23 protein-coding genes are annotated in these 25,976 nt (G+C 42.4%); 14 read left to right on the top strand and 9 right to left on the bottom strand.

Annotation, left to right across the window (positions count from 1 at the left end; genetic code table 11):
• Positions 1-17 precede the first annotated feature (17 nt).
• Complete coding sequence (gene dinB / locus DSL64_RS26125) at positions 18-1,247, bottom strand: DNA polymerase IV (RefSeq protein WP_115833910.1); 1,230 nt, start codon at positions 1,245-1,247, stop codon at positions 18-20.
• 129 nt (positions 1,248-1,376) lie between these two features.
• Here dinB and DSL64_RS26120 point away from each other — a divergent pair, with 129 nt between their 5' ends.
• Complete coding sequence (locus DSL64_RS26120) at positions 1,377-2,135, top strand: LexA family transcriptional regulator (RefSeq protein WP_115833909.1); 759 nt, start codon at positions 1,377-1,379, stop codon at positions 2,133-2,135.
• 11 nt (positions 2,136-2,146) lie between these two features.
• On the opposite strand, the gene DSL64_RS26115 is transcribed toward DSL64_RS26120, so the two are convergent.
• From DSL64_RS26115 to DSL64_RS26105, 3 genes are all read right to left on the bottom strand, one after another.
• Positions 2,147-2,539: a type II toxin-antitoxin system VapC family toxin gene (locus tag DSL64_RS26115; protein WP_115833908.1), complete on the bottom strand. Its 393-nt coding sequence runs from the start codon at positions 2,537-2,539 to the stop codon at positions 2,147-2,149.
• The gene (locus DSL64_RS26110; protein WP_115833907.1) at positions 2,530-2,739 is read right to left on the bottom strand and encodes a hypothetical protein; all 210 of its coding nucleotides are present in this window, start codon (positions 2,737-2,739) and stop codon (positions 2,530-2,532) included. The genes DSL64_RS26115 and DSL64_RS26110 overlap by 10 nt, the downstream gene beginning before the upstream one ends.
• An 85-nt stretch (positions 2,740-2,824) precedes the next feature.
• Entirely contained in the window at positions 2,825-4,606 is a 1,782-nt protein-coding gene (locus DSL64_RS26105) for an ABC transporter ATP-binding protein (RefSeq protein WP_115833906.1), read from the bottom strand.
• A gap of 466 nt (positions 4,607-5,072) precedes the next feature.
• Between DSL64_RS26105 and nusB the strand changes: the two genes are divergently transcribed.
• The 6 genes from nusB to coaE all read left to right on the top strand — a co-directional run bounded on the left by nusB (position 5,073) and on the right by coaE (position 8,864).
• Positions 5,073-6,239 carry a transcription antitermination factor NusB gene (gene nusB, locus DSL64_RS26100; RefSeq protein WP_115833905.1) on the top strand — a complete coding sequence of 389 codons (1,167 nt, stop codon included), beginning with the start codon at positions 5,073-5,075 and terminating at the stop codon, positions 6,237-6,239.
• Positions 6,240-6,334: 95 nt separating this feature from the next.
• On the top strand, positions 6,335-6,637 hold the full coding sequence (locus DSL64_RS26095; RefSeq protein WP_115833904.1) for a YtxH domain-containing protein: 303 nt from the start codon (positions 6,335-6,337) through the stop codon (positions 6,635-6,637).
• Positions 6,638-6,648: 11 nt separating this feature from the next.
• The gene (locus tag DSL64_RS26090; RefSeq protein ID WP_115833903.1) at positions 6,649-7,089 is read left to right on the top strand and encodes a DUF1573 domain-containing protein; all 441 of its coding nucleotides are present in this window, start codon (positions 6,649-6,651) and stop codon (positions 7,087-7,089) included.
• Between the two features lie 50 nt (positions 7,090-7,139).
• Complete coding sequence (gene yajC, locus DSL64_RS26085; protein WP_115833902.1) at positions 7,140-7,442, top strand: preprotein translocase subunit YajC; 303 nt, start codon at positions 7,140-7,142, stop codon at positions 7,440-7,442.
• A gap of 82 nt (positions 7,443-7,524) precedes the next feature.
• Positions 7,525-8,217: a YbbR-like domain-containing protein gene (locus tag DSL64_RS26080; RefSeq protein ID WP_229217234.1), complete on the top strand. Its 693-nt coding sequence runs from the start codon at positions 7,525-7,527 to the stop codon at positions 8,215-8,217.
• 14 nt (positions 8,218-8,231) lie between these two features.
• Entirely contained in the window at positions 8,232-8,864 is a 633-nt protein-coding gene (coaE, locus tag DSL64_RS26075) for a dephospho-CoA kinase (RefSeq protein ID WP_115833901.1), read from the top strand.
• Between the two features lie 185 nt (positions 8,865-9,049).
• Here the strand turns inward: coaE and DSL64_RS26070 are convergent, their stop codons facing one another.
• Together DSL64_RS26070 and DSL64_RS26065 are read right to left on the bottom strand one after the other, a co-directional pair.
• Complete coding sequence (locus DSL64_RS26070; RefSeq protein WP_115833900.1) at positions 9,050-10,816, bottom strand: DNA polymerase III subunit gamma/tau; 1,767 nt, start codon at positions 10,814-10,816, stop codon at positions 9,050-9,052.
• Positions 10,817-10,851: 35 nt separating this feature from the next.
• Positions 10,852-11,706 carry a glycoside hydrolase family 16 protein gene (locus tag DSL64_RS26065; protein WP_115833899.1) on the bottom strand — a complete coding sequence of 285 codons (855 nt, stop codon included), beginning with the start codon at positions 11,704-11,706 and terminating at the stop codon, positions 10,852-10,854.
• A 184-nt stretch (positions 11,707-11,890) separates the two neighbouring features.
• Here DSL64_RS26065 and DSL64_RS26060 point away from each other — a divergent pair, with 184 nt between their 5' ends.
• The 6 genes from DSL64_RS26060 to DSL64_RS26035 all read left to right on the top strand — a co-directional run bounded on the left by DSL64_RS26060 (position 11,891) and on the right by DSL64_RS26035 (position 21,074).
• Entirely contained in the window at positions 11,891-12,895 is a 1,005-nt protein-coding gene (locus tag DSL64_RS26060; RefSeq protein ID WP_115833898.1) for a GSCFA domain-containing protein, read from the top strand.
• A gap of 115 nt (positions 12,896-13,010) precedes the next feature.
• A complete protein-coding gene (locus DSL64_RS26055) occupies positions 13,011-14,117 on the top strand; it encodes an Mrp/NBP35 family ATP-binding protein (RefSeq protein ID WP_115833897.1) in 1,107 nt (368 codons plus the stop codon).
• 116 nt (positions 14,118-14,233) lie between these two features.
• Positions 14,234-14,491, top strand: a complete 258-nt coding sequence (locus DSL64_RS26050; protein ID WP_115833896.1) for a NifU family protein — start codon at positions 14,234-14,236, stop codon at positions 14,489-14,491.
• Positions 14,492-14,615: 124 nt separating this feature from the next.
• On the top strand, positions 14,616-16,346 hold the full coding sequence (locus tag DSL64_RS26045; protein ID WP_115833895.1) for a D-alanine--D-alanine ligase family protein: 1,731 nt from the start codon (positions 14,616-14,618) through the stop codon (positions 16,344-16,346).
• A 151-nt stretch (positions 16,347-16,497) separates the two neighbouring features.
• The gene (locus DSL64_RS26040) at positions 16,498-19,188 is read left to right on the top strand and encodes an MGH1-like glycoside hydrolase domain-containing protein (protein ID WP_115833894.1); all 2,691 of its coding nucleotides are present in this window, start codon (positions 16,498-16,500) and stop codon (positions 19,186-19,188) included.
• Positions 19,189-19,310: 122 nt separating this feature from the next.
• A complete protein-coding gene (locus tag DSL64_RS26035) occupies positions 19,311-21,074 on the top strand; it encodes a phospho-sugar mutase (protein WP_115833893.1) in 1,764 nt (587 codons plus the stop codon).
• Positions 21,075-21,130: 56 nt separating this feature from the next.
• Here DSL64_RS26035 and DSL64_RS26030 read toward each other — a convergent pair whose 3' ends face one another.
• Positions 21,131-22,864 (bottom strand): M56 family metallopeptidase, encoded by a 1,734-nt coding sequence (locus DSL64_RS26030; RefSeq protein ID WP_115833892.1) that lies wholly within the window; start codon positions 22,862-22,864, stop codon positions 21,131-21,133.
• Positions 22,865-22,886: 22 nt separating this feature from the next.
• Positions 22,887-23,255: a BlaI/MecI/CopY family transcriptional regulator gene (locus DSL64_RS26025; protein WP_115833891.1), complete on the bottom strand. Its 369-nt coding sequence runs from the start codon at positions 23,253-23,255 to the stop codon at positions 22,887-22,889.
• A gap of 196 nt (positions 23,256-23,451) precedes the next feature.
• Here DSL64_RS26025 and DSL64_RS26020 point away from each other — a divergent pair, with 196 nt between their 5' ends.
• Positions 23,452-24,495 (top strand): carboxypeptidase-like regulatory domain-containing protein, encoded by a 1,044-nt coding sequence (locus tag DSL64_RS26020; RefSeq protein WP_229217233.1) that lies wholly within the window; start codon positions 23,452-23,454, stop codon positions 24,493-24,495.
• A gap of 5 nt (positions 24,496-24,500) precedes the next feature.
• On the opposite strand, the gene DSL64_RS26015 is transcribed toward DSL64_RS26020, so the two are convergent.
• The gene (locus DSL64_RS26015; RefSeq protein WP_158547981.1) at positions 24,501-25,805 is read right to left on the bottom strand and encodes an FG-GAP repeat domain-containing protein; all 1,305 of its coding nucleotides are present in this window, start codon (positions 25,803-25,805) and stop codon (positions 24,501-24,503) included.
• Between the last annotated feature and the right edge of the window lie 171 nt (positions 25,806-25,976).

The raw sequence follows: 25,976 nt of genomic DNA, 5'->3' as shown, positions 1-25,976 counted from the left end.
TAATATATAATTAACCCTTATGCATTCCGATGGGCAGGAATAATAGGTGGTTCGCCGTTAAACGGATTTCCCATGCTCGCGATATTGGGTATTCCAAGTGTACTTCCCCAGCTCAAAATAGAGTTTCCACGCTCGTCTGTTCCATATCTGTTCCGGATATAATCCATCGCCATGTATAGGTTCAGTTTTTCTTCAGAGTCATCAAAAAGGTCAATCTGGTAGTTTCCGGTAACAAGGTCGCTGCAATGCACACCCACCAGTCTAACCATCATACGCCGGTTGTACAGCTGGTCAAAGAGGCGTTCAACGTGTGGTATAAGTATATGATCCGCAGAGGTATAAGGTATTTTCAATTGTTTCGAAAAAGTGTTAAAATCAGAATAACGGATCTTCACTGAAACACAGGAGGTAAGTTTATTGCCATTCCGAAGCTGATATGCCAGGTTTTCTGCCATCGCTCTGACCATCTCTCGCATGAGTTTTACATCTCCGGTGTCCTTGCCAAATGTGCGCTCATTGGAAATCGATTTTCGTTCATGAAACGGAATAATGGGAGAGTCGTCGCGTCCGTGGGCACGGTTCCACAATGCTATTCCATTTTTCCCAAGTACTTTCCCCATCATTTCCATGGGCATTTCCTGTATCGTTTTTACATAGCGTATTCCGAGGTTTTGCAGCAGTTGTGTCGTTTTTTCGCCGACCATCGGTATTTTTTGTATCGGCATAGGAGCGAGGAAAGTCTTTTCGTCTCCGCGCTCAATTCTTTTTTCATTATCAGGCTTTGCAACGCCCGTTGCCACTTTGGAAACCAGCTTGTTGGCTGAGAGACCAAAGGAAATCGGCAGACCACTTTCGCGTTTAATCTTCTGCCGTAGTTCTGAGGCCATCTTGTGGCAACTGTAAAATTTATCGAGTCCTGAAAGGTCAGCATAGAATTCATCGATACTGGCTTTCTCAAAAATGGGTACTGTTTCCCTGATAATTTCTGTTACAACTTTCGAATGTTTGGAGTAGGTGCCGCCATCGCCTCTGATTACAGTCGCTTCCGGACAAAGCTGACGTGCCATCTTCATAGGCATGCCGGAATGTATACCATAAGGCCGGGTCTCGTAACTGCATGCAGCCACAACCCCGCGATCGCCGATACCACCTACCAATACAGGTTTGTTATTTAAACGAGCGTCTATTTTTCTTTCGACAGATACAAAAAATGTATCAAGATCCATATGTAATATCGTGCGATCCATGATTTTGGAATTTTTACAAATATATGGAATATATCCAAATTTATGGAAATGATCCGGATATTGTCAAGGAAATATTCCAAAAAATATTATCTTTGAGATTGTCAATCAGTTAATCTTTAAATCGGTCTTATGTCAGTTGAAGAAGAATTCAAACGGTTCAAACAGATAAGAGAGGAATTGAAGTTAACCCAGGCTGTCTTTGCCGAAGAGCTTGGCATCGGATCTACCACAGCAGATATTGAACGTGGCAGAACCAGAATTCCCGGGCATGCTGTAAAGGAATTATTGAAGAAGTATCATATTAATCCGCTCTGGCTTTTCGGTGAAAGCGGGCAAAAATACCTGAGAGCTGAAGTTTCTGCAGGACCTAAAGTCATTACTGTGGATGGTTCAGGAAAAGAAAATATAGTTCTTGTAAATGCCAAAGCAGCAGCAGGTTATCCTCTCAATATCGGCGATGCACAGTGGTTCGAGAGTTTACCAGCTTTTGGTATTCCGCTTCCTGAGTATCGCAATGCAACTTTTCGGGGTTTTCAGGTGGATGGTGATAGCATGAAACCGGTGCTTCAATCAGGAGAATGGATACTTGGCCGGGCATTGGACGATTGGGATAATCTGGGTCGTAATAAAATGTATGTGGTTGTAACAGCCGACAGTATTCTGGTAAAGAAGATACAAAAAGATGCTGCTACTACATTTGTCAATCTGATATCACTCAATCCCGATTATGCTCCGATACGCCTCGACAGGAGTGAAATACGCGAAATGTGGCAGGTGAATAGTAAACTCAGTTTTGATCTGGAAGCCGATTTTCAAAATGTCAGCCTGCAAAGTTTACATCAGGAAATGAAGGAGCTGAAAGAAGAAGTGAGGAAAATGGCGAAGTGAGGTTTTTTTGTTCAAACCTCGTAGGGATTCAAAATTTTCAATTCGGAGATTTCTGAGAAATCTTTAACATTTCGGGTGATCAAAATAAGATTATAAACAATTGAGGTTGCTGCAATGATAGCATCCGGGAGTTTTATCTTATACGCTTTGCGTAGCTCTGCAGTTTTGAATTTGATTTCTTTTTCAAGCTCTATTACCACAGAATCTTTTACGAATTCATGAAGTATTATCAGATCTTCCGGAGTCGCGTATTTCCAGCAATATAACTCTATCTCGGTAATAGCAGAGATGGCTATTTTATAATTTCCGACAATATTATCAATTAGCTTTTCGGAATGGAGTGGAAATTGTTGCTGTAGGTAGTAGATAGATGTGTTGGTGTCCCATAGATATTTTATTCCCATCCGCTTCGCAATTCGTTTAGTTGTTTGTCAACTTCATACAATGGCTGTTTTTTTATAGCGCCCTTATATTTATGAATATTTGAATCTTCTGTTGGTCTGTTTGATTCTTTATGTAAACGTATAAGGTTCAGGCGCTCCAGATCAACCAGGAGGTTAAGTACCTTATCGTCAATAATATCCAGCATTATGGTCTGAGACATAGGGAATTTTTTAGGTGTATCGCTAATTTAGCAAATTTGTGGCAGAAGATAGAATTTAATAATGGTAAAATAAATCATCTATTTTTTAAACCTCCTCAGCCATCAACTGCTTATCATACAATTCCTTATATGACCCGTTCTTATTGATCAGTTCCTGATGTGTGCCCTGCTCGATGATTTTGCCATCGTCCAGTACCACAATGCGGTCGGCGAGCTTGGCCGATGAAACACGGTGTGATATAATGATTGATGTACGCTGATCCATTATCCTTTTCAGATTATTCAAGATGATGTTCTCAGTATTGGTGTCTACCGCTGAAAGGCAGTCGTCCAGAATAAGAATTTTGGGGTCACGGGCAATGGCGCGCGCAATGGAGAGTCTTTGCTTTTGTCCACCGGATAGAGTGATCCCGCGTTCGCCCAACATCGTCCCGTAGCCGAGCGGGAAGTTTTTAATGTTATTATAGAGATCTGCGTCTTTTACAGCCTGCTCAATACGTTCGAAAGGCATGTCGGTAGTTCCGAAGCGTACATTGTTTTCAATTGAATCAGAGAACAGGAACACATCCTGCGGTACGTAACCAATTTGGCGACGATATTCCTGAATATTGTAATCTTTCAAGGGAAGATTGTCAATCAGGATTTCTCCTTCGGTAGGATCGTAGAGCCGGCATATCAAATGAGCAAGCGTACTTTTTCCTGATCCTGTGGTTCCCAGAATAGCTACAGTTTCTCCCTTTTTCACCGTAAGATCAAAGTTTTCCAATGCCTGTATTCCCGAATCCGGATAAATAAAGTTGATGTTTTTGAACGTAATGGAGCCGTCCAACGGATGAACAATATTTTTTTCAGAAACCAATGTCGTTTTTACATCCAGAAATTCATTGATCCGCTGTTGAGACGAAGCTGCGCGTTGGATCTGGCTCGTTGTCCAGCCAAGAGCCATTACAGGCCATGTAAGCATATTCACATATAGGATGAACTCCGTGATGTTACCCGGTGTAAGGTTTCCGTTGATAATCTCTTTTCCTCCAACATAAATAATCAGAATGTTACTGAGTCCGATCAGCAAAAGAATAATCGGAAAAAAGAATGAATCGACTTTGGTAAGCTTCAGAGACTTATTTTTGAAATCTTCTGCTTCATTCTTAAAATTCGTAAACGAGTGTTTTTCCTGCACAAACGATTTGATCACCCGTATTCCTGAAAAGGCTTCCTGTACATAAGTAGACAATCCCGAAAGCTGTTTCTGGATTTCCTGAGAGCGCTTCATGATCATGCTGTTTACGATATACACGCTGATAGACAATAAAGGCAGAGGAAGCAACACATAGAATGTAAGCTTTACATTCACTGTCAGCATGTAAGAGATAACCAGAATAAAAAGTACGATCAGGTTGATTCCGTACATGAGCGCCGGACCAACATAGATACGCACATTACTTACATCTTCAGAAATTCTCGCCATTAAATCCCCCGTACTGTGTTGCCTGAAGAAACTGGTAGGGAGTGTCTGGTAATGCTGGTAAACGTCGTTCTTTAAATCAAACTCAATGTGCCGTGACATCACGATGATTGTCTGCCGGACAAGGAACAGAAAAATACCCTTCAATAATGCCATCGCCAATATGAGCAACCCGTACAACAGAATACTGAATGCGAAAATGTCGTACATTTTGCTTTGGAGTACTGAGCCTGAAAACAGGTAATAAATATCCAGCGTATCAATCACCAGATCCAGTGCATACCGAACCAATTGAGCGGGTATGATGCCGAAAAGGTTAGATATGACCGTGAAAATGATTCCCAGAATCAGGTACCATTTGTATTTAAGAAGGTACTGGTTGAGGTACTTTAGAGCTTTCAAGAGATATAGAATTAAAAAACAAATGCTGCGGAGCAGGTGATTTAATAAGCCAAAACTGTATGAAAATGTTCACTTTCAGTCTTCCGGGCTTCAATTTTTGCCAAAGTTAAAGAAGAAGGCGGATGTGCGGTACAGAAACGTCGCAGAATATCAGTTTTGTGAAAGACGGAGAATGCCAATTTTCCCTGTACTAAAAATGTGCTTTCCCATATTTAATGAGGATTGATGCCGGTGATGCCAAATATCAATTTGTTTAAAGACCAGTTTAGGCTCTTCCGGTAGCGCATCATTGTGAAAATAAGCATGAATGCATGTCTTCATTTTTTTCTATTGTTAACAAAATAGTCTAATTTTGCGCTCTATTTAAATAAAGAAACGCGGGGGTATTGTAACTACTAACCTTGCATTAAAATGCAGACACGTTCTTTGGTTTACTGTACCTTTTTATCCATTAGTATTCCGGCATATGCTGAATAGAAGATTATTAAGAACTAAGGCTGTTCAGGCGCTTTATGCGCGTAAATTAACTGCTGATGCCAACAGGCTGATTGCATTAGATCAAATTGAAGAGGCTTTTGCGCCGGATCTTAACTCCATGGAGTTTCAGGATCGTGCAAAGCTGACTGCCATGAAAAAGCAGGCTGGTGTGATTCTGGATGAGCTCATCAATACCGGAGATGCGAAAGAAGGAGAAGATGTTCCTGCAAAAGTGAGTGTTGTTGCCAAAAGCGCATTTCTTGCTTATCAGAGACAAACTAGCAGTGACGGACAGAAAATGGTTCGTCGTGTGCTGAATGAAACAGAAACCATTTACGATGATTTTATAAGAGTCCTTTCAATCTTTATTGAATTGTCGCATCAGGCAAGGATCGACAGAGAAAGAAAGTACGATGATCCCGAAGCCCCTTTCCCAAAGGACGGAGGATTGAATTCCAACCGGGTAATCCAGGTTCTGGAAACAGACAAAACACTTGCTGAAGAGATCATTCGCAGCGGTATCAACTGGTCAAACGAAATGAATCTGATCCGTAAGATTTACCGTGAAGCGCTCCGCAAAGATGAAGAGTACACCAAATACTGCAGCCAGGTAGAGCATACTCCGGAAGAAGATCAGCTGATCGTTCAACATATTCTTCGTCAGGTACTTCTGAAACATGAGATTCCATTAGGCTATCTGGAACAACGTGATTTGTACTGGACAGACCACAATGAATTGATCCGCAGCCTTGCTATCAAAACTTTGAAAACTGCGGACAGCAGTGAAACCATGCAGCTTGCCCCATTTACGAAAGACTGGGAAGAGGATAGTTCATTCGTGGAAGAGCTGTATGAAACCGTTGTGAAGCAAAACGATCAGTATGACAACTATCTGGACGATCAGTTGAAAAACTGGGAGCTCGACAGGATCGCACTTGTAGATTTGATTATTCTGAAAACAGCTTTGGCAGAATTGATAAACTTCCCGGGTATACCTGTGAAAGTAACGATCAATGAGTACATAGAAATCGCAAAAAGGTACAGTACGCCCAAAAGTGGTAAGTTTATAAATGGTGTATTGGATGTGTTGTCTGTAAAGCTTGCCAAAGAAGGAGTTATCCGTAAGAGTGGCCGGGGATTGATCGACAACAAATAATAAATGAGGGTTTGTTTGTTGGGTATGGAATAATTTTTTGACAAAATTGACTTACTTGCGGCGCAATGCCGTGTGAAATAAAAAACTAACAAACCATGAGCAAAACAACAAATGGCTTGATCGCATTCCTGACCGGATGTGTGACAGGAGCAGCACTTGGGGTACTATATGCACCTGATAAAGGAGAAGTATTACGTACGCAATTAACATATCGTTTGTCGAAATACCGGGAGAAACTTCAGGAAGTAATTGAAGACCTGGTGGACAAGAAAGATCAGCCAGACAGCTTCGCCCGGGCAGAAGGAGAAAAAGTGGTGAATGATGCGCGGGAGAAAGCAGAAAAGCTGCTCGAAGATGTTGACCGATTGATGGCGCAGATCAAAGGGCAGGCAAGCTGATATTCGAAACTATGAAGAAAATATGCACTTATGCATTTCTTTTGGTGATTGCACTTGCAATGGTAAATTGCTCAGGCAGTGAGAAAAACAAAGATTCCAAACAGGCAGACTCAAAACTGCCTGTTTTGGCGCTTATAGACAGCTCCTCATTTGATTTTGGTACCATTCAGGAAGGTGAGGTTGTGGAGCATACTTTCAATTTCAGAAATGATGGTGAGTATCCGCTCATACTGAGTAATATTACCTCTTCATGCGGATGCACAACGCCCGAATGGCCGAAAGAACCGATTAATTCGGGAGCAACTTCCAACGTCAAAGTACGATTTGATAGCAGAAATAAAGTGGGGCCGCAGGTAAAAACCATTACGGTTTATGCCAATACAGAACCTGCTTACACAGAGCTGAGATTGAGGGGCATCGTGAAAGCGGCACCCAAAGCAGCTACTGAATAACAGACTTAGTAATACAATTAATTAGTTAAAATCCGATCTCTTCTTTTATAATGAAATTATCTCTTTTAGCACAAGCTGCAGCAGGCGGCGATCAGGCCATGATTTACCAGGTAGTAATGTGGGTGGGTATCATTGGTGTATTTTATTTCTTTATGATCCGTCCGCAGCAAAAGAAGGCCAAAGAACAAAAAACATTGTTGGGCAATCTGAAAAAAGGCGATTCAGTCGTTACTATTGGTGGGATACATGCAAAAGTTTATGCAGTTGAAGAAACAATAGTGATACTTGAACTGGATAAGGGTGTAAAATTAACCGTCGAAAAGTCGGCGATTTCCCGTACAGTAGCGGAATAGGAAAGCAGAAAAGTGATAGTTGTTTGTTGAAAAACAATTCCGCATCTTGCTTTTCAATGATTAAACTAACCTGTGATTTACTGTGAGTGAAGTTCCTTCAGGAAAGAATAAAATAAAGACATTTATTGGCTGCGTACTGGCAGCCACATTTTTTTGGTTAATGAATGTGCTCAACAAGGATAACTATTCTATCAAGCTTAGTTATCCTCTTTCTGTTGAGTATGACAATTCCGCCTATGTGCCGTTGGAGCCGCTGCCAAAGCGCGTTTCGGTAAATGTTTCGGGCAATGGCTGGAATCTGCTCAGAAAATCCTGGCTTAACTTCAATGCGGCGCCTGTTGTATACAAAGTGAATAATCCTAATATGTCGAGTTATATCAATTCGACTGCACTTACGGATCAGATCACAGAATTGTTTCCCGATTTACATGTCAATTATGTCGTTTCCGACACGTTTGAACTTAGTTTTGAACGTAAGATCAGGCGCATCATTCCGATACGCGTCGACAGCGCAGGAATTGACATTCCTGAAGGATATGCAATTTCCAGCATCATTAATGTTTCTCCGTCATTGATTTCAGTAGATGGTCCGGTATCATTGATCAGAACTTATCCTGATACCATCAGAATTCGTATCCCCGTTCCAAAAATTCAGAGCCATTTTGACGAAAGCCTGCCTATACCTTTGCCGGTATCTCCATTGGTGGAAGTGAGCCACAGATCAGTATATGTCAGCTTCGAAGTAGCGCAATTCCTGAATCAGCCTAATCAATAAATTTCTCCCTGGATATGGCCACAGCACAAAGCTTGCCTCTGCAAATCGGAATTACAGGAGGAATAGGGTCGGGAAAAAGTATTGTGTGTAAGGTATTTGCTTGTTTGGGTATATCCATTTATGATGCCGATACAAGAGCAAAGTGGCTTACAAATCATCATCCTGAAATAAAAAGCAAAGTGATAGGGTTGCTTGGTGACGAAGCTTATAACATACATGGTCAATATAACAGACCTTATGTTGCTTCCAGGGTGTTTGATAACGAGCCGTTGTTGAAAGAACTGAATAAAATTATCCATCCTGTTGTGTTTCAGGATACCGAGGAATGGATAGCCGGGAAAGCTGGTGAGCCTTATGTAATTAAGGAAGCTGCATTGATGAAAGCTGCAGGAGACGGCAATACACTTGATTACGTAGTAGTTGTTCAGGCTCCTGAGGCGATCAGGATTCAGAGAATTTTACATCGCGACAACAGGAGTGAGCCGGAAATCAGAGCGATTATTGCACGACAGGTTTCGGATGAAACACGTGCTGCTATTGCGGATTTTACAATTCTGAATGATGGTGATACAGCCCTGATCCCGCAGGTACTCGATTTGCACAAGCAGTTTATGGCTCTTGCGAGGGCTTCGACAGGCTGGGACTGACAGTAGCTTGAACAAGCTCTAACACAAAAGTCTTCGCGTCCTTTGCGCATTTACTTCGTGCCTTTGCGTTTAAATATTTTTGTAGGCGAATTTCTATTTGGAATGAGAGTTGAGGGCTTCGACAGGCCTGACAAAGTGCTTGTGTATCTATTGTGTTATCACTTTGAGCTTAAGTGTTTATGATCTTAGAAATCCACATCCAACCCCAGTGCCTGTCTCAATTCCAATAAGTGCGGGTTTTTTTCTGCAAGGAAACTGAATTTTTCGGCTGGGGTATAGGGCAGGCGATTTACTTCCTGTGGTGCAACACGCGGGTTAATATCCAGTCGGGACTCATTAAAACGGCTTTTCAGGAATCCGAGCAGGTCATAACGCATGCCCTGAATTGCTTCCAACTGGTGGTCATTATCCAGAATGACTTCTATAATAAAGCCGTGGAGGCGAAATTCTTTCCTGAGCGCAATTTCTTCTGTAGTTGAGTTTTTTGACTGTCTTCTCTTTTCGGCAAATTCGTACCAGGCACTTTGAAGTGTTTCAAAAGACAATTCTTCTGTTCTGCCTGCGGGAGTGGTAGTCCGTAGATTTTCTGCTTCGGTACTGCTCTTTTGTTCAGGAGCAGCAACAGTCGCCGGCATCTGGGGCGTAAGCTGGGCTGTACTTTTTAGCTTAGATGGTTTGGCAGGTTGGGTAACCGGTATGGCACCATTTTGGGATGGTGCATTTGGAGGAGATGATGTAACAGCTGCCCTTTCAGAAGTAACGGCAGTTTGCAGATTGTTTACTGGCTGAGATTGTTCTGGCTCAACTTTTTTTTTTGCCGTTTCATCAACGGCTGTAAGAGAATTAAGTTGAAGAACGTGTGTCAGGTTGGCCAGTTTCATCAGGCAAAGCTCTACATGCAACCGCTGATTCTTCGCTGATTTGTAATTGATATCACATTGGCTGGCTACACTAAGTGCTGACAACAGGAAACTCATATCAGCAGACACAGCCTGTTCGAGATACTTTCTTTCAGCTGCTTCTGATACCTGCAAAAGCGTAACAGTCGCAGGATCTTTACATACAAGCAGGTTTCGGAAATGCTCCAGTAAGCCCACGACAAACAAATGACCGTCGAAACCCTTTCTCAGAATTTCGTCAAAAAGAACCAGTGATCTCGCTACACTACCGGCAGTTAGGGCGTCTGTAATTTTGAAATAATAATCATAATCAAGAATGTGCAGGTTCTCCAGCACCGCCGCGTAAGTCAGGTGGTTGTCTGTTGAGAATGTTACATTCAGGTCGAACATCGAAAGCGCATCGCGAAGCCCGCCGTCTGCCTTCTGTCCGATCAGTTCCAATGCTTCCTGCTCCGTTTGTATGCCTTCCTTTTTTGCTATATCAGCAAGGTGGTAGGCTATATCTTTAGGCTGAATTCTATTGAAATCGAAGATTTGGCAACGGGATAAGATCGTTGGCAATATCTTATGCTTTTCCGTCGTAGCCAGGATAAAAATGGCGTAGCCCGGTGGCTCTTCCAACGTCTTCAGGAAAGCATTAAAAGCCGCCTGAGAAAGCATGTGAACCTCATCAATAATATAAATTTTATACTTTCCGGTCTGAGGCGGATAACGTACCTGGTCAATCAGGTTTCGTATGTCTTCCACAGAGTTGTTAGAGGCAGCATCCAGCTCATGGACATTGAATGATGCATTATTCTGGAAGCTGACACAGGATTCACATTGTCCGCACGCTTCTACTTCCTCACTCAGATTCTGGCAATTGATTGTCTTTGCCAAAATACGTGCACACGTGGTTTTTCCAACCCCCCTCGGACCGCAAAACAGGAAAGCCTGCGCCAGGTGATTGGTACGTATTGCATTTTTAAGTGTAGTAGTAATGTGTGACTGGCCAACAACCGAGTCAAAGGTGACAGGGCGGTACTTTCTGGCCGAAACAACGAAATGATCCATGGTGCAAGTTACTTCCCTTGTCTGGGATTTCAAAGCTACTTTTTTTCAAGCAGAGGGTAAACACGCACGTAATCGATCTCTAGTTTTTGCGGGAAAATGCTGTCATCCACGCCTTTCTGTCCTCCCCAGTCACCGCCAACAGCGATGTTCAATAAAAGATGAAAAGGTTTATCAAATGGCCATTCTTCCCAGCCGTAGTTGATATTCTTTCTGAATTTGAAATATTGGACACCATCAATTGAAATCGTGATTTCTTCGGGAGTCCACTGGCAGCCGTATACATGATATCCGGTAGAAACATTGGTTGTCATGATCTTACCACCTTTGTTTGTTTTGATGCTATGGTTGAAAGCTTTGGTGTGGATATTTCCGTGAATTCTGTTGGGATCAAATCCTACATGTTCCATAATATCGATCTCACCGTTGTCGGGCCAGCCGTTATTCCCATATGTGCCATCACTTGGCAGCATCCATATAGCAGGCCAGGTTCCTGTGCCGGCTGGCAATTTGGCTTTGATCTCAAATTTCCCATATAAAAAATCTCCTTTTCCTTTTGAAATGAGACGTGCTGAGCTGTAATTCAATTTTCCTGAAGATTCCTTTTTTGCTTCAATGATCAGTCTGCCATCTTCGACCCGCGCATTTTCGATCCGATCCGTATAGTTTTGTAATTCATGATTTCCCCATCCATGATCGCCAAGATCGTACCCCCATTTTGTAGTATCGGGTTTGCCGGTATAATCGAATTCATCTTTCCAGACAGGAATTTTACTGAATTCATATTTCTTCGGAACAGGGTTCTTTGGGATCACAAGTTGCGCATGAGCTTTCAGTATAGGCAAAGAAAATGTCAGAAACAGCAGGCTTTTTATAAGTATTTTCGGGGTCATTGTAAATCAGGTTAATAGTTTTCGGGAAGCGGCAAGTCACCATGACATGTGAGTTTCCTTTCATTCTTAAACGAAATGAGGCATCAAAACTGCTCCTTTAAATGCAAATAAACAAACGGAAGTCTTCTCTTGATAATACCTTGGGATTTCGTATTAATTTTGCAGCCTACTCGATTTTTTTAACATGAAGCCTTTTAAATTGAATACACAGGTGGCAGTTCCTGCCTCTGAATGGAAAATTAACCTCGATTCCAAAATAGTAACAATAGGCTCTTGTTTTGCGGAAGTAATGGGGCAGCAGTTGGGAAGTTATAAATTTCCGGTTCTTAATAACCCCTTCGGTACTGTATTTAATCCACTTACCATTTGCAAACTGTTAGATAGTGCATTGAGTGAAAGACTTCCATCGCCGGCATTATATACTGAAAATGCAGATAAAATATGCTTTCATCATGATTTTCATTCGTCATTGTGGGCTCCTGACAAAGCTCAGCTTGAACAGAAACTGACAAGAATACTTTCTGAGGTAAAATCTTTTCTGAATATTGCTGATGTGCTTGTTATCACATTCGGGACTGCTTATGCGTACAGGCATAAGCTGGCGAATACCCTGATCGGTAATTGTCATAAAGTGCCGGCAGATCGATTTGTGAAGGAGCTCTTACATCCCGATCAGATCAACATTCCTTTAGAGCAACTGATATTGAAATTGCGTTCTTTTCGTCGTGATCTGCGCGTCATACTCACGGTAAGTCCGGTAAGGCATACCAAGGATACACTGCCATTGAATCAGGTGAGTAAATCTACGTTGCGTTTGCTATGTCACCGTCTGTCCGAGCGCTTTCCGAATGTTGATTACTTCCCTTCCTACGAAATTATGATTGATGAGCTGCGGGATTATCGTTTCTATGAACAAGATCTTATTCATCCGAATAGCATGGCAGAGGAGTATATCTTTCGTACTTTTGCGGACGCATTCATTGATCCGTCTCTGACAGATTTCATGAAGGAATGGGAGAGTGTCAGGCAGTTAATGCAGCATCGCCCGCTTTATGGTCATACAGAAAGTCAGTATAAAATGCTTCAGAATGTGCAGGCGCGGTTGACCCGCGTTGCGGATGTAACGGATGTTTCTGCAGAGTTGGCAGAAGTGGCGAGAAGAATTAGAGAATTTCCCGGAAATTATTAAACTCATTAGGGCATATTGGTGTTGCATAATATTGAGATACAAATAAGAATTGGCGAAATAAAATTTAACAATACCGGGATTTTAACATTTACAGCGAAAATCCTCAATCAGTATAATGGGAGAGTTTACAATTAATAAGGAAAAGGTTTTACAGGCGCTGAGTACTGTGGAAGAGCCGGACTTGAAGAAAGATCTGGTGACACTTGGAATGGTTCGTGATATTGAGGTAGGGGTAAACCAGGTGAAATTTACGGTAGTTCTTACAACGCCTGCCTGTCCTTTAAAGGAATTGATCAGGAGAAGTTGCGTGGAAGCAATTCATACGCATTTGAGCCCTGATGTAGAGGTAACGGTAAATCTGACAGCCAATGTAACTTCTGCCAGAGATGCAGGTCCGATGATTCCGGGCGTGAAAAATGTGATTGCAGTGTCGTCTGGTAAAGGTGGAGTGGGGAAATCTACAGTAACTGCCAATTTAGCAATGGCATTACACCGTTCAGGAGCGCGTGTTGGAATTATAGATGCTGATATTTCGGGGCCATCAATGCCTTTGATGTTCGGAGCAGAAAATATGCAACCAACCATCACACCGAAAAATGGTAAGAATTATATCAACCCGATACGTCAGTACGGAATCAAGATTATCTCTATCGGATTTTTGACTCCTCCTGATAGTGCAGTGGTATGGAGAGGACCCATGGCGAGCCAGGCTCTGAAACAGTTCTTCGGAGATACGGATTGGGGCGAGTTGGATTACCTGCTCATAGATCTTCCTCCGGGAACAAGTGATATACACCTGACTTTGGTACAAACGGTTCCGGTAACAGGAGCTGTAATTGTTACAACACCTCAGAAAGTGGCAGTAGCCGATGCTATCAAAGGATTGTCGATGTTCCGTCAGCCACAGATCAATGTCCCTATTCTGGGTGTGATTGAGAACATGGCGTGGTTTACACCAGAAGAATTACCCGACCATAAATATCATATTTTCGGTCAGGGTGGCGGACAATTACTTGCTGATAAGTTTGAGGTGCCGGTTTTAGGTCAGATTCCTTTGGTACAGAGTATCAGAGAAGCTGGTGATGACGGCAAGCCGGCCATTATGAATAATAATGAGGTTGTAAACGAAGCCTTCAATAATGCCGCCGAGGCACTTGCACGCCAGGTAGCAATCAGAAATGCTTCGATGGAAAAAACGAAGCCGGTCGAGCTACAGGTTTAGCAGAAGCCGGGAAAAGGTGACAATGATAGAGGTTTGGTTACATAACTCCATTATTTGGTTACATTTTTTGACTTTAGTGATAAGTTTTTGGATATTAGCGAATAGATTTTTTTACAATGGATTCAAAAGAAAAAACAATAGAGCTTATAGAGCAGGCGCTCGAATCAGTACGCCCTTATCTGCTTGCTGACGGTGGAGACGTTAAGTTTGTAGAGTTGACAGACGAAATGAATGTTGTACTTGAACTTCAGGGATCATGCCAAAGCTGCCCGATGAGTGCAATGACATTTAAGGCTGGACTTGAAGAGTCGATCAGGAAAGCTGTTCCTGAGGTCAACAAGGTTGTAGCATCAAACGTAGCCGCTCTGGCCTGATTTCTGAAATCAGACACGGACTCAGGTGAAATATTTCCTGTGTGCAGGTCGTCCGGAATTGATTCATCTCAAATACTGCCTTATATTGCGGCAACTATTTGAATGAAACAATCAGGATAACTTTATGCGCATAGGAGTGTTTTTCGGAGGCCCGTCACGTGAAAGGGAGATTTCTTTCGCCGGTGGTAAAACCGCCTTTGAATATCTGGACAAATCTCTCTTTCAACCTATTCCTGTCTTTGTAGACAGCTTCGGTCGCTTTATTAAGCTGGAACATAGTTTTATGTATTCCGGCCAGATCCGCGACTTTTATCCTGCCCCTGAACTACAAACAGACGGCTTCAAAACCTATATAGATTCCTATCCGGAATTGGCCAATAAGCCTGTGCCAGCTGCCATTGGCAGTGAAATAGCTCCGGCCCAATTCAAAGAGCACTTCGATTTTGCCTTTCTGGCGATGCATGGTCCTGGTTGTGAAGACGGTGCCATACAAGGCCTGCTTGAATGGTATAACATTCCGTACAGTGGTCCTGGTATGATGGGGTCTGCAGTTGGAATTGATAAAATCCTTCAAAATGAAATGATTGCCCTGGTAAATGGTCAGCAAAAGAAAAGCTGGACGTTACGCTACAGCCAATGGGTTCCTAACGAATATTCAATATTATTTCAGGTTCTGAAAAAACACCTCGGACTTCCGTTAGTGATTAAGGCACCGCATCAGGGCTCTTCCATAGGTGTTGCTATTGTAAAGCAGGACTCCCTTGATGAGTTTGTAGCTGCAGTAAACCAGTGCTTTTTCCAGGTTGAGATCCGGGCTTCGTTCTGGCGTTCGCTGGATGCTGATGCCAAAAAGGTATGGGCGCAAAAAGTAGCTAATCTGGACGAGGGCATAGGTTTTCCTGTAGTAGCTAATGGGAAAAGTATTTATTTGCCTCAACAGCTGATTGAGACAATTGATGCTTACTTTACTCAGCAGGAAGATTCTCTTTTTATCAGCAGCTCTAATGCTGAAGATCAGGTGCTGATTGAAGAATACATTGAAGGGCAGGAATTCTCCTGCGGTTGTATTCAGACTGCTGACGGAAAATCCCTGGCATTACCGCCAAGTGAGGTTCTCAAATTGGTCGATGTCTTCGATTTTAATGCAAAATATAAGGCCGGAGCCAGCCGTAAGAGAATACCTGTTGATACCTCACTGGAAAAAAATCAGGAGATACAGTATGTTATAGCCCAAGTTTTTGAGCAACTCGGAATCAATGTTTGTGTGCGGATTGATGGCTTCCTGACACCCGATGGCACTATTTTATTACATGATCCGAATACGATTCCAGGGATGTCGCCGACTTCTTTCATTTTTAAACAAATGGCGGAAATTGGGCTGAATGTAACACAGGCTTTGACTTATTTGATCAGACAGTCGATAAGAGAAAGGATTAGAAGCGGGAAAAATACCTGGCAGCTTCGTGAACAGCTCGATCATCTGGACAACAGAATTCAGGTTGAAACAAGTAAGCAAAAACCTTTCAAAGGTATTTTGTTTGGACAATCTGATGAGCAATATGTTGCGGCAAGGCTTATGTATGGGCAGATTAATGCTGCCGGAGAATACAAAGCTGTACCGGTATTGCATGGAGCGGACGGCAGATATTACAAATTGCCAAATCCTTTTATGTTCAAAGAATATATAGAGGATGTGCTTGCGCTGTTGTCGGAGGACAGGCATCCGTTACTGGTCGAAACTTCTGGAAAGGCAGCAGATACAACTGCTTTTTATGCCGGAGATGTAGATTATTCGGTTCAGGTAACCAGCAATATTGCTGATTTCAGCAGTATTGCAGAATGGAATAAAATCTGAGATTTAGGATAGTGAATTAGCTGTGTTCTGGCGGTTACTAGTTGCCCGACCTATAATTTAATATAGAGACTAATGGCTATTTTACCACTGATCTCTATATATTGTACTCGTTTACAGGGAAATCGATTCATCAAGAAAATAGACTACATTAATGGCACTAGGCGCTGAAAAAGTAAGGTTAAGCCTTCAAAAGGAAAATAAGGGATGGAAGAAGTGGGGGCCCTATTTATCAGAACGTCAGTGGGGAACGGTGAGGGAAGACTACAGCGGGAATGGTGATGCGTGGAATTATATTACCCACGAAATGGCCTATTCAAAAGCATATCGCTGGGGTGAGGATGGTATTGGAGGATTCTCGGACAATAAGCAGCATATCTGTCTGTCATTTGCGTTTTGGAACCACCAGGACAAACTGATAAAAGAAAGAATTTTTGGTCTTACCAACCGTGAGTCCAATCATGGTGAGGATGTGAAAGAGATGTACTATTACCTTGATAGTTCACCTACGCATTCGTATACAAAAATGCTCTATAAATATCCTCAGCAGGCTTTTCCTTATGATAATCTGCGTCAGGAAAATGGAAGGAGAGGAAAGCAGGATCCTGAATATGAGATCATGGATACCGGCATTTTCGACAACAATGAGTACTTTGATATTTTCATCGAGCATGCCAAGGCTGATGAAGAGGATATATTAATGAAGGTTACGGTATTCAACAGAGGTCCGAAAGACGCGCCAATTACCGTATTGCCAACAATTATGTTCAGAAATACCTGGTCATGGGGATATGAGGCTTTCAACTATAAGCCCATGATGAATGGTATTTCACACAGACTTATAGAAGTTACGCACCGGAAGCACGGTAAGTATAACCTTTATCTGGATGGTGCTGATGAATTGCTGTTCTGTGAGAATGAAACCAATTTCAGAAAACTATATAATACTGCCAATACGACTGCTTATCCGAAAGACGGCATTAACGATTATATCGTAAGTGGTGGAAAAAGCAATACCGTAAATCCGAACAGTATAGGTACCAAAGCATCTGCTCGTTTTACAAGAACGATTAAGGCCGGAGAAAGTACTACCTTCCGTATGCGCTTTGTTAACCATACTATTTCTGAGCCTTTTGGTGGATTTGAGGATCTTATTGTGAAGCGCATCCGGGAAACGGATGAGTTTTACGACGATTTGCACAAGGATGTTACAGATCCTGAATTGAAATCAATTCAGAGACAGTCTTACGCAGGTATGCTTTGGAGTAAGCAGTTTTACTACTACAATGTATATGAATGGCTGAAAGGCGATCCTGCACAACCTGGTCCTAATCAGGGGCGAAAATGGGGGCGAAATTCAGGATGGAAACACCTATATGCAGCCAATATTATTTCGATGCCTGATAAATGGGAATATCCATGGTTTGCTGCCTGGGATCTCGCTTTCCATTGTGTTCCTTTGGCACGTGTGGATGCTGATTTTGCGAAACGCCAGCTGGAAATACTGCTTCGAGAGTACTACATGCATCCTAATGGCCAGATTCCGGCTTACGAATGGAATTTTTCGGATGTAAACCCGCCGGTTCACGGTTGGGCAACATGGAAGGTGTATGAGATAGACCGTGAGCAGAATAATGGCGTCGGTGATATAGAGTTTCTGGAAAAGATTTTTCACAAACTTCTCTTGAATTTTACGTGGTGGGTAAACCAGAAGGATGATACGGGAAATAATATTTTCAGCGGTGGATTCCTTGGTTTAGATAACATCGGCGTATTCGACAGGTCAACTCCGATGCCGTTTGGAGGAAAACTACAGCAGGCAGATGCAACAGGCTGGATGGCGATGTATACGCTTAACATGCTCCGGATTTCGGTAGAGATTGCTCTGGCGCATCCCGTGTATCAGGATATGGCTTCCAAGTTTTTTGAGCACTTCCTGCACATTGCCGGTGCAATGGAATCTATCGGAGGTAAAAATTCATCAATCAGTCTTTGGGATGAGGAAGATCAGTTCTATTATGATGTGATTCATATTCCTAACGGACAAAGTATTCTTTTGAAGGTGCGTTCGATAGTTGGATTGATTCCTCTTTTTGCAGTTGAAATTCTTGATCCGCAGAATTTGGATAAAATGCCGGTGTTCAAGCGTAGGGTAGAATGGGTGCTTGCAAACCGTCCGGATCTAGCCCGGTTGATCTCGCGTTGGTTTGAATCAGGAAAGGGTGAAAACCGACTGTTGTCAATTCTGCGTGGTCACCGGATGAAAATGATTATGAAGCGGATGTTGGATGAAAACGAGTTCCTGTCTGACTATGGAGTGCGCGCACTTTCAAAATACCACGAGGAGAATCCTTACAAATTCTATATCAACGGAGAGGTTTTGCAGGTTGATTATACACCGGGCGAGGCACTTACAGATATTATGGGTGGAAATTCAAACTGGAGAGGTCCTATATGGTTCCCGTTGAATTACCTCATTTTTGACTCCCTCATGAAGTTTCACGCCTATTATGGTGAAGATTTTATGGTGGAATATCCGACGGGTTCCGGTAATCTTGTCACGATTAAAGACGCTGCTGTAGGTATTGCCAACCGTCTTATTAATATTTTCAGAAAGGACGAAGATGGAAAACGGGCAGTATATGGAACAGATAAGAGACTTCAGGAAGATCCGAACTTCAATGAGCATATTCTGTTTTATGAATATTTCCATGGAGACGATGGCCGTGGATGCGGTGCCAGTCACCAAACAGGTTGGACAGGGCTGATTTCTGAATTGATTCATAAGACTTCGAAAGAAACAGTCAAAGAATTGACCAGTGCAGAATTTGAACAAAGCAAATAAATATTTAAAAGAATAAATTACTCAACATAAACCAGGCTGCTTTTAGTCTGTTTAATATCAAACAGATTACGGGTAACCTCCACATTAATAAATTACCTTAAATCTTTCTACTAAAATTAATTATGACCGCAAAACTGGAACCGGGTGTAATGGCCAAAGTCAATAGCTGGCTTAACGGCGATTATGATATCGACACCAAACAGGCAATTCAGCAACTGATTGATCAGGCAAATGATACGGAATTAACAGACGCTTTTTATAAAGATCTTGAATTCGGAACGGGCGGACTGAGAGGATTGATAGGAATTGGTTCAAACAGAATGAACCGTTATACCGTAGGTGCTGCGACGCAGGGATTGGCTAATTACATTAATAAAGCGTTTCCTTCCGGAGCAAAAAGTGTAGCTGTGGCTTATGACAGTCGCATTAAATCGGATGAATTTGCAAAAATCATTGCAGACATTTTTTCAGCCAATGGAATAGACGTTTACCTTTTTGAGGCACTTCGTCCTACGCCGGAACTTTCATTTGCGATTCGTGAATTGGGATGTAAAAGCGGTGTGGTAGTAACTGCATCTCACAATCCGAAGGAATATAACGGATACAAGGCATACTGGGACGATGGTTCTCAGGTGGTTGCTCCACACGATGCGAATATCATTGATGAAGTGAATGCAATTCAGACAATCGATGAAGTGAAGTTTGATGGTAACCCTGCAAGAATCACGAAAATTGGTGCTGATATTGACGAAAAATATTTGAATCACATCTTATCGCTTTCAATTTCAAAAGATGCTATTGCGCGTCAGAAGGATTTGAAAATTGTCTATACTCCATTGCACGGGACAGGTGTGACGTTGGTTCCTTCCTTGCTTGCGAAAATGGGCTTTGAGGCAGTCACTGTCATCGAAGAACAGGCTGAGGCAAGTGGTAACGGACAGTTTCCTACTGTGGTTTATCCTAACCCTGAGGAAACAGAAGCGATGTCCAAAGCTGTTGAAAAAGCGAAGGAAATTGATGCAGACCTTGTAATGGGTACTGATCCTGATGCAGATAGAGTAGGGGTGGCAGTGAAAAACCATCATGGTGAAATTCAGTTGCTGAATGGCAACCAGACCGCCAGCGTATTGATCTACTATCTTCTGAATGCATGGAAAGATGCAGGTAAACTTACCGGAACGCAGTTTGTATGTAAAACCATCGTAACTACTGACCTGATCGACAAGATGGCAGCTGCTTATGATGTGAAGTGCTATAATACGCTGACAGGTTTCAAATATATCGCGCAGGTAATTCGTGAGAAAGAAGGCGTTGAACAGTTTATCGGTGGTGGTGAGGAAAGCTACGGTTATCTGATCGGAGATGCTGTTCGTGATAAGGATGCAATCGCTTCCTGCGCTATGGTCGCTGAGCTTACTGCCTATGCGAAGGACAAAGGCCTGAGCCTTTTCGATATGCTGATGGAGATCTACAAGCAGTTCGGATTCTATTACGAAGGACTGATTTCTCTTACCAAAAAAGGCAAAGCTGGTGCAGATGAGATTCAGCAAATGATGGCTGATTTCAGAGCGAATCCTCCTAAAACGATTGCAGGCTCACCTGTTGTTAGAATGGACGATTACAAAGCTTTAACCAGTACAGACTTCAATACAAATGCTACAGTTTCTATTCCGTCAGGAGAGATGGGAATTGAGCCTTCGAATGTACTGCAGTTCTTTACAGAAGATGGTACCAAGTTCACTTGTCGTCCATCCGGAACTGAGCCAAAGATTAAATTCTATATCGGAGTAACAGCTGCTTTGGAAAAAAATGAAGATTTTGACCAGGTGTACGCTGATCTGAAAGAGAAGGTAAAGGCAATCGGTGAAGAACTGGGATTGAAATAAATTCGAGAAGAGAGAAATGAGGCAGGCTGTCAGAATTACCGACAGCCTGCCTTTATTTATTTTCTACGGATGGAAACGTATTTCTTATCTTCTCCCTGAATGATTTTGATTGAAATGATCTGATCCAGAGATAATGCACTCAGTTCTTCACGGTTGGCTGGTTTGGTATTAATATATAATTTGCTGGTATTGAGCGCGTCAGTGATCAGTAGCTTTTTATCAGCTGTAGCGCCGAGTCCGTCCTTGGCAAGTATCGACGTAGCTCGTTTATCAAGAAACGCTGCTTTATCCAGTGAATATTCTGAATGATACGGGAATTGACCTGCAAGCTGTTTTTCAAAATACGGCACTTCATTTTCTTTGTATATAGAGAGCGCATTTTCGTAATCGTTTTCAACTGCTCTGGAAAGTGATGGAGGTAGTTCATTACCTATACCGAACTCTCCGTTTCTGACAATGAATCCGGAAAATGCACGGGCTGGTTTATATTTTTCGGTAGAAGAATGACTGCTGTTAGCGGAACCGTTTCGGGACTCAACCTGAACAGCAAGTGAGGTTATGTATTTTTGAAACGGATCATATTCAATCCGGTTGATGTTTAATGTACTTCCAAAGTCCTTAACATCTTGTTTCATCAAATTGATATCTTCCCAGGTATGCAGCGGCGATATTGTCCAGAACAACGTATCACCGGTAATGACGACCCATTTACTTTTTGTCTTCACAAACTCCTCAACGGAAGCACCGGAAGCTATCACCTTCGGTTCGACGATCGCTGAACTTGTCTCGTGAATTTTCGTGTTTCCAGAATTTGAATAGTTCTCATCATCTGAAAAAATGCTATTAATAGAAGAGGTAGCTTCTGGTAGCAGCGCCGCAATATTCCGCTCGTAAGGAGCAACAAAAGCTGAAGAAATATAGAGCGTGCCAATGAGCAAGGCATATTTTCCGGATACGCTTGCACCTGAGGGTTTTCTGTTCATCATTTTGATCCGTTTTTTTAGTAGAGATTGTGTAAATGAGTTAGTAAGAGGCACATTTTTGGTTCCGATAGCAACTCTCAGCAGGTTGAATTGGTATTCTTTCTTTTCAAAACTACCTTCCAGCACCGCTTTGTCGGCAAGGTATTCCAGATTCTCCTGTACGCACTGCTGATGGATCCTGGCAAATGGGTTGAACCAAAGAAAAATTCGTTGTATTTCAGAGAGCAACAGGTCCAGGCTGTGTAGTTGGCGTGCATGGGTAATCTCATGTGCAAGTATAACCTGCAACTCCTGCTCTGAGTGCTTATCCGGGCTATAAACAATCCATCTGAAAAATGAGTAAGGTGACGTTGCAGCAGGACTTGATATCAGCGATATTCCTTTTTCTGTCTTAAAAACAGGCTGTTTCCGGAGAGTCAGAAAAAGTTTTCCAGCCTGGTAAGTGAACGTGAACAACATATAGATCACTCCGCATAAATAAATCAGCAGAAAAATACCCGCCAGGTATAGCTGAGGTGTTGCTTCAACGGCTTCGTAAGAACCATTGCTGACAATTTCTGCTACTTTAGGTGTAATGGAAGGAGCAAGATTTACGATATCCGGAATAGTTTTATGAAATTCCTGCTGTATCTGCACGGCTCCCCAGTCCGGTAGTGGAAGTATCGGAATGACCCATGCTGCCACAACATTCAATATCAGCAATACTCTGTTGAGTCTGGGAAAGGTCTCGAACTGAACAAGCCAGCGATAACCGAGCGTAAGTATTGCCAGCAGGAAACTGACTTTGATAAGATAGACAAACAGCATATTCCAATAGTTAAATGTGAGATTACTCTCCTTTTTCTATCATTGTAATAATCTCCCGAAGCTCATCAGGACTTATCTTTTCTTCTTTGGCAAAATAGGCCACCAGATCCCGGTACGAATTGTTAAAGTACCCGCCAACGACTTTGTTAAGCACAAAATTATTTTGATAATCCTGTTTACTGACAACAGGAAAATACTGGTAGGTGTTGCCAAACTGCCTGTGTGCCACATATCCCTTTTCTTCAAGATTCCTGATAATAGTAGACAGCGTGTTATAGTGTAATTTGGGCTCGGTAAATAATGGCAACATGTCTTTAATAAATGCTGCTTCCATATTCCACAGAACCTGCATTACTTCTTCTTCTTTGTTCGTTAGCTTTTCTGATTCCATGTCTCAAATATGTAAACTATTTTTATAGTTAACAAACTATTTTTATAGTAGTTTATTTTTATTTTATCTTCGGGTCAAATATCCGGCCTCGTCTACTTGTCTTATCATGTTTTTTTACAGAACTATTTTTGTTCAATTCTTTTTAACTGTGTTTTTGGTGGGTGCTTTTTTCAGGGCCCAGGCACAGCAAACAAACATGGTGACCCTGACGGGCACGGTAACTGATGAAAAAACAGGCAAGCCCCTTCCTTTTGCAAATGTCTTTATCAACAACTCTACCATTGGTACGAATGCGGATGGAGACGGGAATTACAGACTGCCCAACCTGCCAATCGGTAATCTTGAAATAGGAGTATCCTTCCTGGGATATGAAACGCTCCGGCAAACACTGCGTTTTGAGCAGCAGGGTAGTAAGAAAGTTATGTTCAAGATGAAAGAGGGGATGGAACTTCAGGGCGTGACTGTGTATGCAAAAAAGAATAAAAGGCGTGAAAGAAATCTGAAGATTGTTACCAGAGAGTTATTGGGTACCAATTCGTTTGCCAAATACTGCCGGATCATAAATCCTGAGGTGCTCAGGATTTATGATGAGGATAACGGGCACCTGGGAGCCCAGAGTACTAAGCCGATTATTATAGAAAATAATGCACTTGGTTACAGGATTATTCAGGATCTGGATGACTTTGATTTTTATCAGGGGAAGGTGTATTATGGTGGAAGTACCCGTTTTGAATTATTGAAACCTAAGGATGAGGCGGAAAGGAAGCGATGGAGGTCCAATCAGGAAACGGCGTATGCGGGTTCTATGAAGCATCTCCTTGCCAGTATGGTTTCGGATAGTCTGATAGAAGAAGGGTTTAAGGTGTATCAGGTAATACCTGACTCACTCCGGATTTTCAATACCGTACGATCAGTGAATGGTCAGAATTTGTTATCCAATCACTTACATAATCGCATTGAAGCCATTCGTGGTATGCGGCTGATCCGTCCTGGAGAGCTGGAAACGGAGCGTCTGCTGGTTTCGGGAACTGCATTGGAAATTTTTTATATGAAGAAACGGGAAAGGTCACCTTATTCCGATATGCCACACCCGTTTACGCAGATATCATTGCCTAATGGTTACGCGGTGATCACGCCACAAGGATGGGTTGTGATGCCAATGGGAATAGAGATAGCGGGCGATCTGGGTAAAGATCGTTTTTCATCATTGTTACCGGCCGACTGGAAACGTAAGGAATAGCAGCTTTATCTGGTTTTGTTTTTTAGAAGGATGAACGGGGTACTGATGTTCCAGTCAGGTGTGAAATTTCTCTCATTCAGAAAGCCTTTGGAATAGTTTCCTAATATCACATCCGGATCCCCGTCTCCGTCCGCATCTTTCACATCCATTGTAATCCATCGCCCTTCTCTATTGACAGGAATGGCATGAGGCGTAAAGTTGAAATTGTTTCGATCTGCCGGATTCTGGTTTTCAAAATACATGACTCCTTCCTGCGGGTTATTTTTCAGATCGGCAAAAAATGCGATGGATATTAAATCGGTATCTCCATCCAGATCAAAATCCGAAGCTACCACCTTTGTGGCACCATTTATGGGGTAAAAATACCGTTGTTTGAAATTCAGCTCACCTTCATTGGTGAAAATATACAGACCATGGTAAGGCTTCAATATTCTTGAATAATCGCTGTTGTCACCCGAAGTGTAGATAATGTCAAGCTTACCGTCTTTATTGATATCAGTGAGTTGAAAACTGCTTGATCCGTATACAGGAGGGAAACGCAACAGGTTTTTTGTTTCAAACCCGCCTTTTTTATCATTCAGAAAAAGCCAGATTCCTTCATCTCCATGTGCGAATAACGTGACGATATCAGTCCAGCCATCATTATTGAAATCGACTACTATACTTTGTGTTGCACCGGCTACTTCCCGGATCGGAATAGTTTCGAACTGGTTATTACTTTTTTGTCTGGTCAGGTAAAGTCCGCCTTTGTTATGCCCGAAACTGGATGTAACATAATCTGTAAGTCCGTCTTTATCGAAATCTGCCGAGACGGTATGTATAGGCCTGATCAGATTGGTGGCTACAGGCGTTGCGCTATGTATGTCGTTCTTTGCCAGCAGGACAGCTCCGGAGGCAATGTCCATGGCTTTCATTTCTCCGATAGCAGTAATGAGTGCCTGTTTATCGGAACTAAACTCAATGTGAACAGCTGGTGACGGAAGCTGGGATGAACGCGTGAGATTGAGATTTTTATCCCATTGATATAGTTTGCCCGTTTCTGAATCGCTGGTGAAAATGTTGCCCGTGTATTGATTTATTACAGCCAATGTGGTGGTAGCAATGGAAGAGGAAATTTTGGGCTTTTGTAATTGGAATATTGACCAGTCTTTCGCCGGCGCCACTGGCACTTTTGCAGCACTGAGCTGAACCGGAGCCCATGAATCGTAATAGGCCAAAATGCTGTTCCAGTCTTCAATAGAAATCGCAGATTGCGGATTTTGATAATAACCGCTGTTCTGGAATACTTCCAGTCCTAATTGCTTCGCCATAGCAGGTAAAACCCGTTTTTTCCAGGTTTCCTTATCAAGCGTTTCAGGAGAAACAGGCAGGTGGCAAGAGCTGCAGTACTTGTCGGACAGCTGTTTGCCGGCAACTTCTTTTGCATTATCCTGACTTTTTTTGCAGCTAAAACATAAAGTCAGACAAATAAGAAATAATAA

Origin of the sequence: Dyadobacter luteus (assembly GCF_003383615.1) — a bacterium.
Classification (GTDB): domain Bacteria; phylum Bacteroidota; class Bacteroidia; order Cytophagales; family Spirosomataceae; genus Dyadobacter; species Dyadobacter luteus.
The sequence above is the reverse complement of the archived record's forward strand: the minus strand, read 5'-3'. Positions and strand labels throughout refer to the sequence as shown.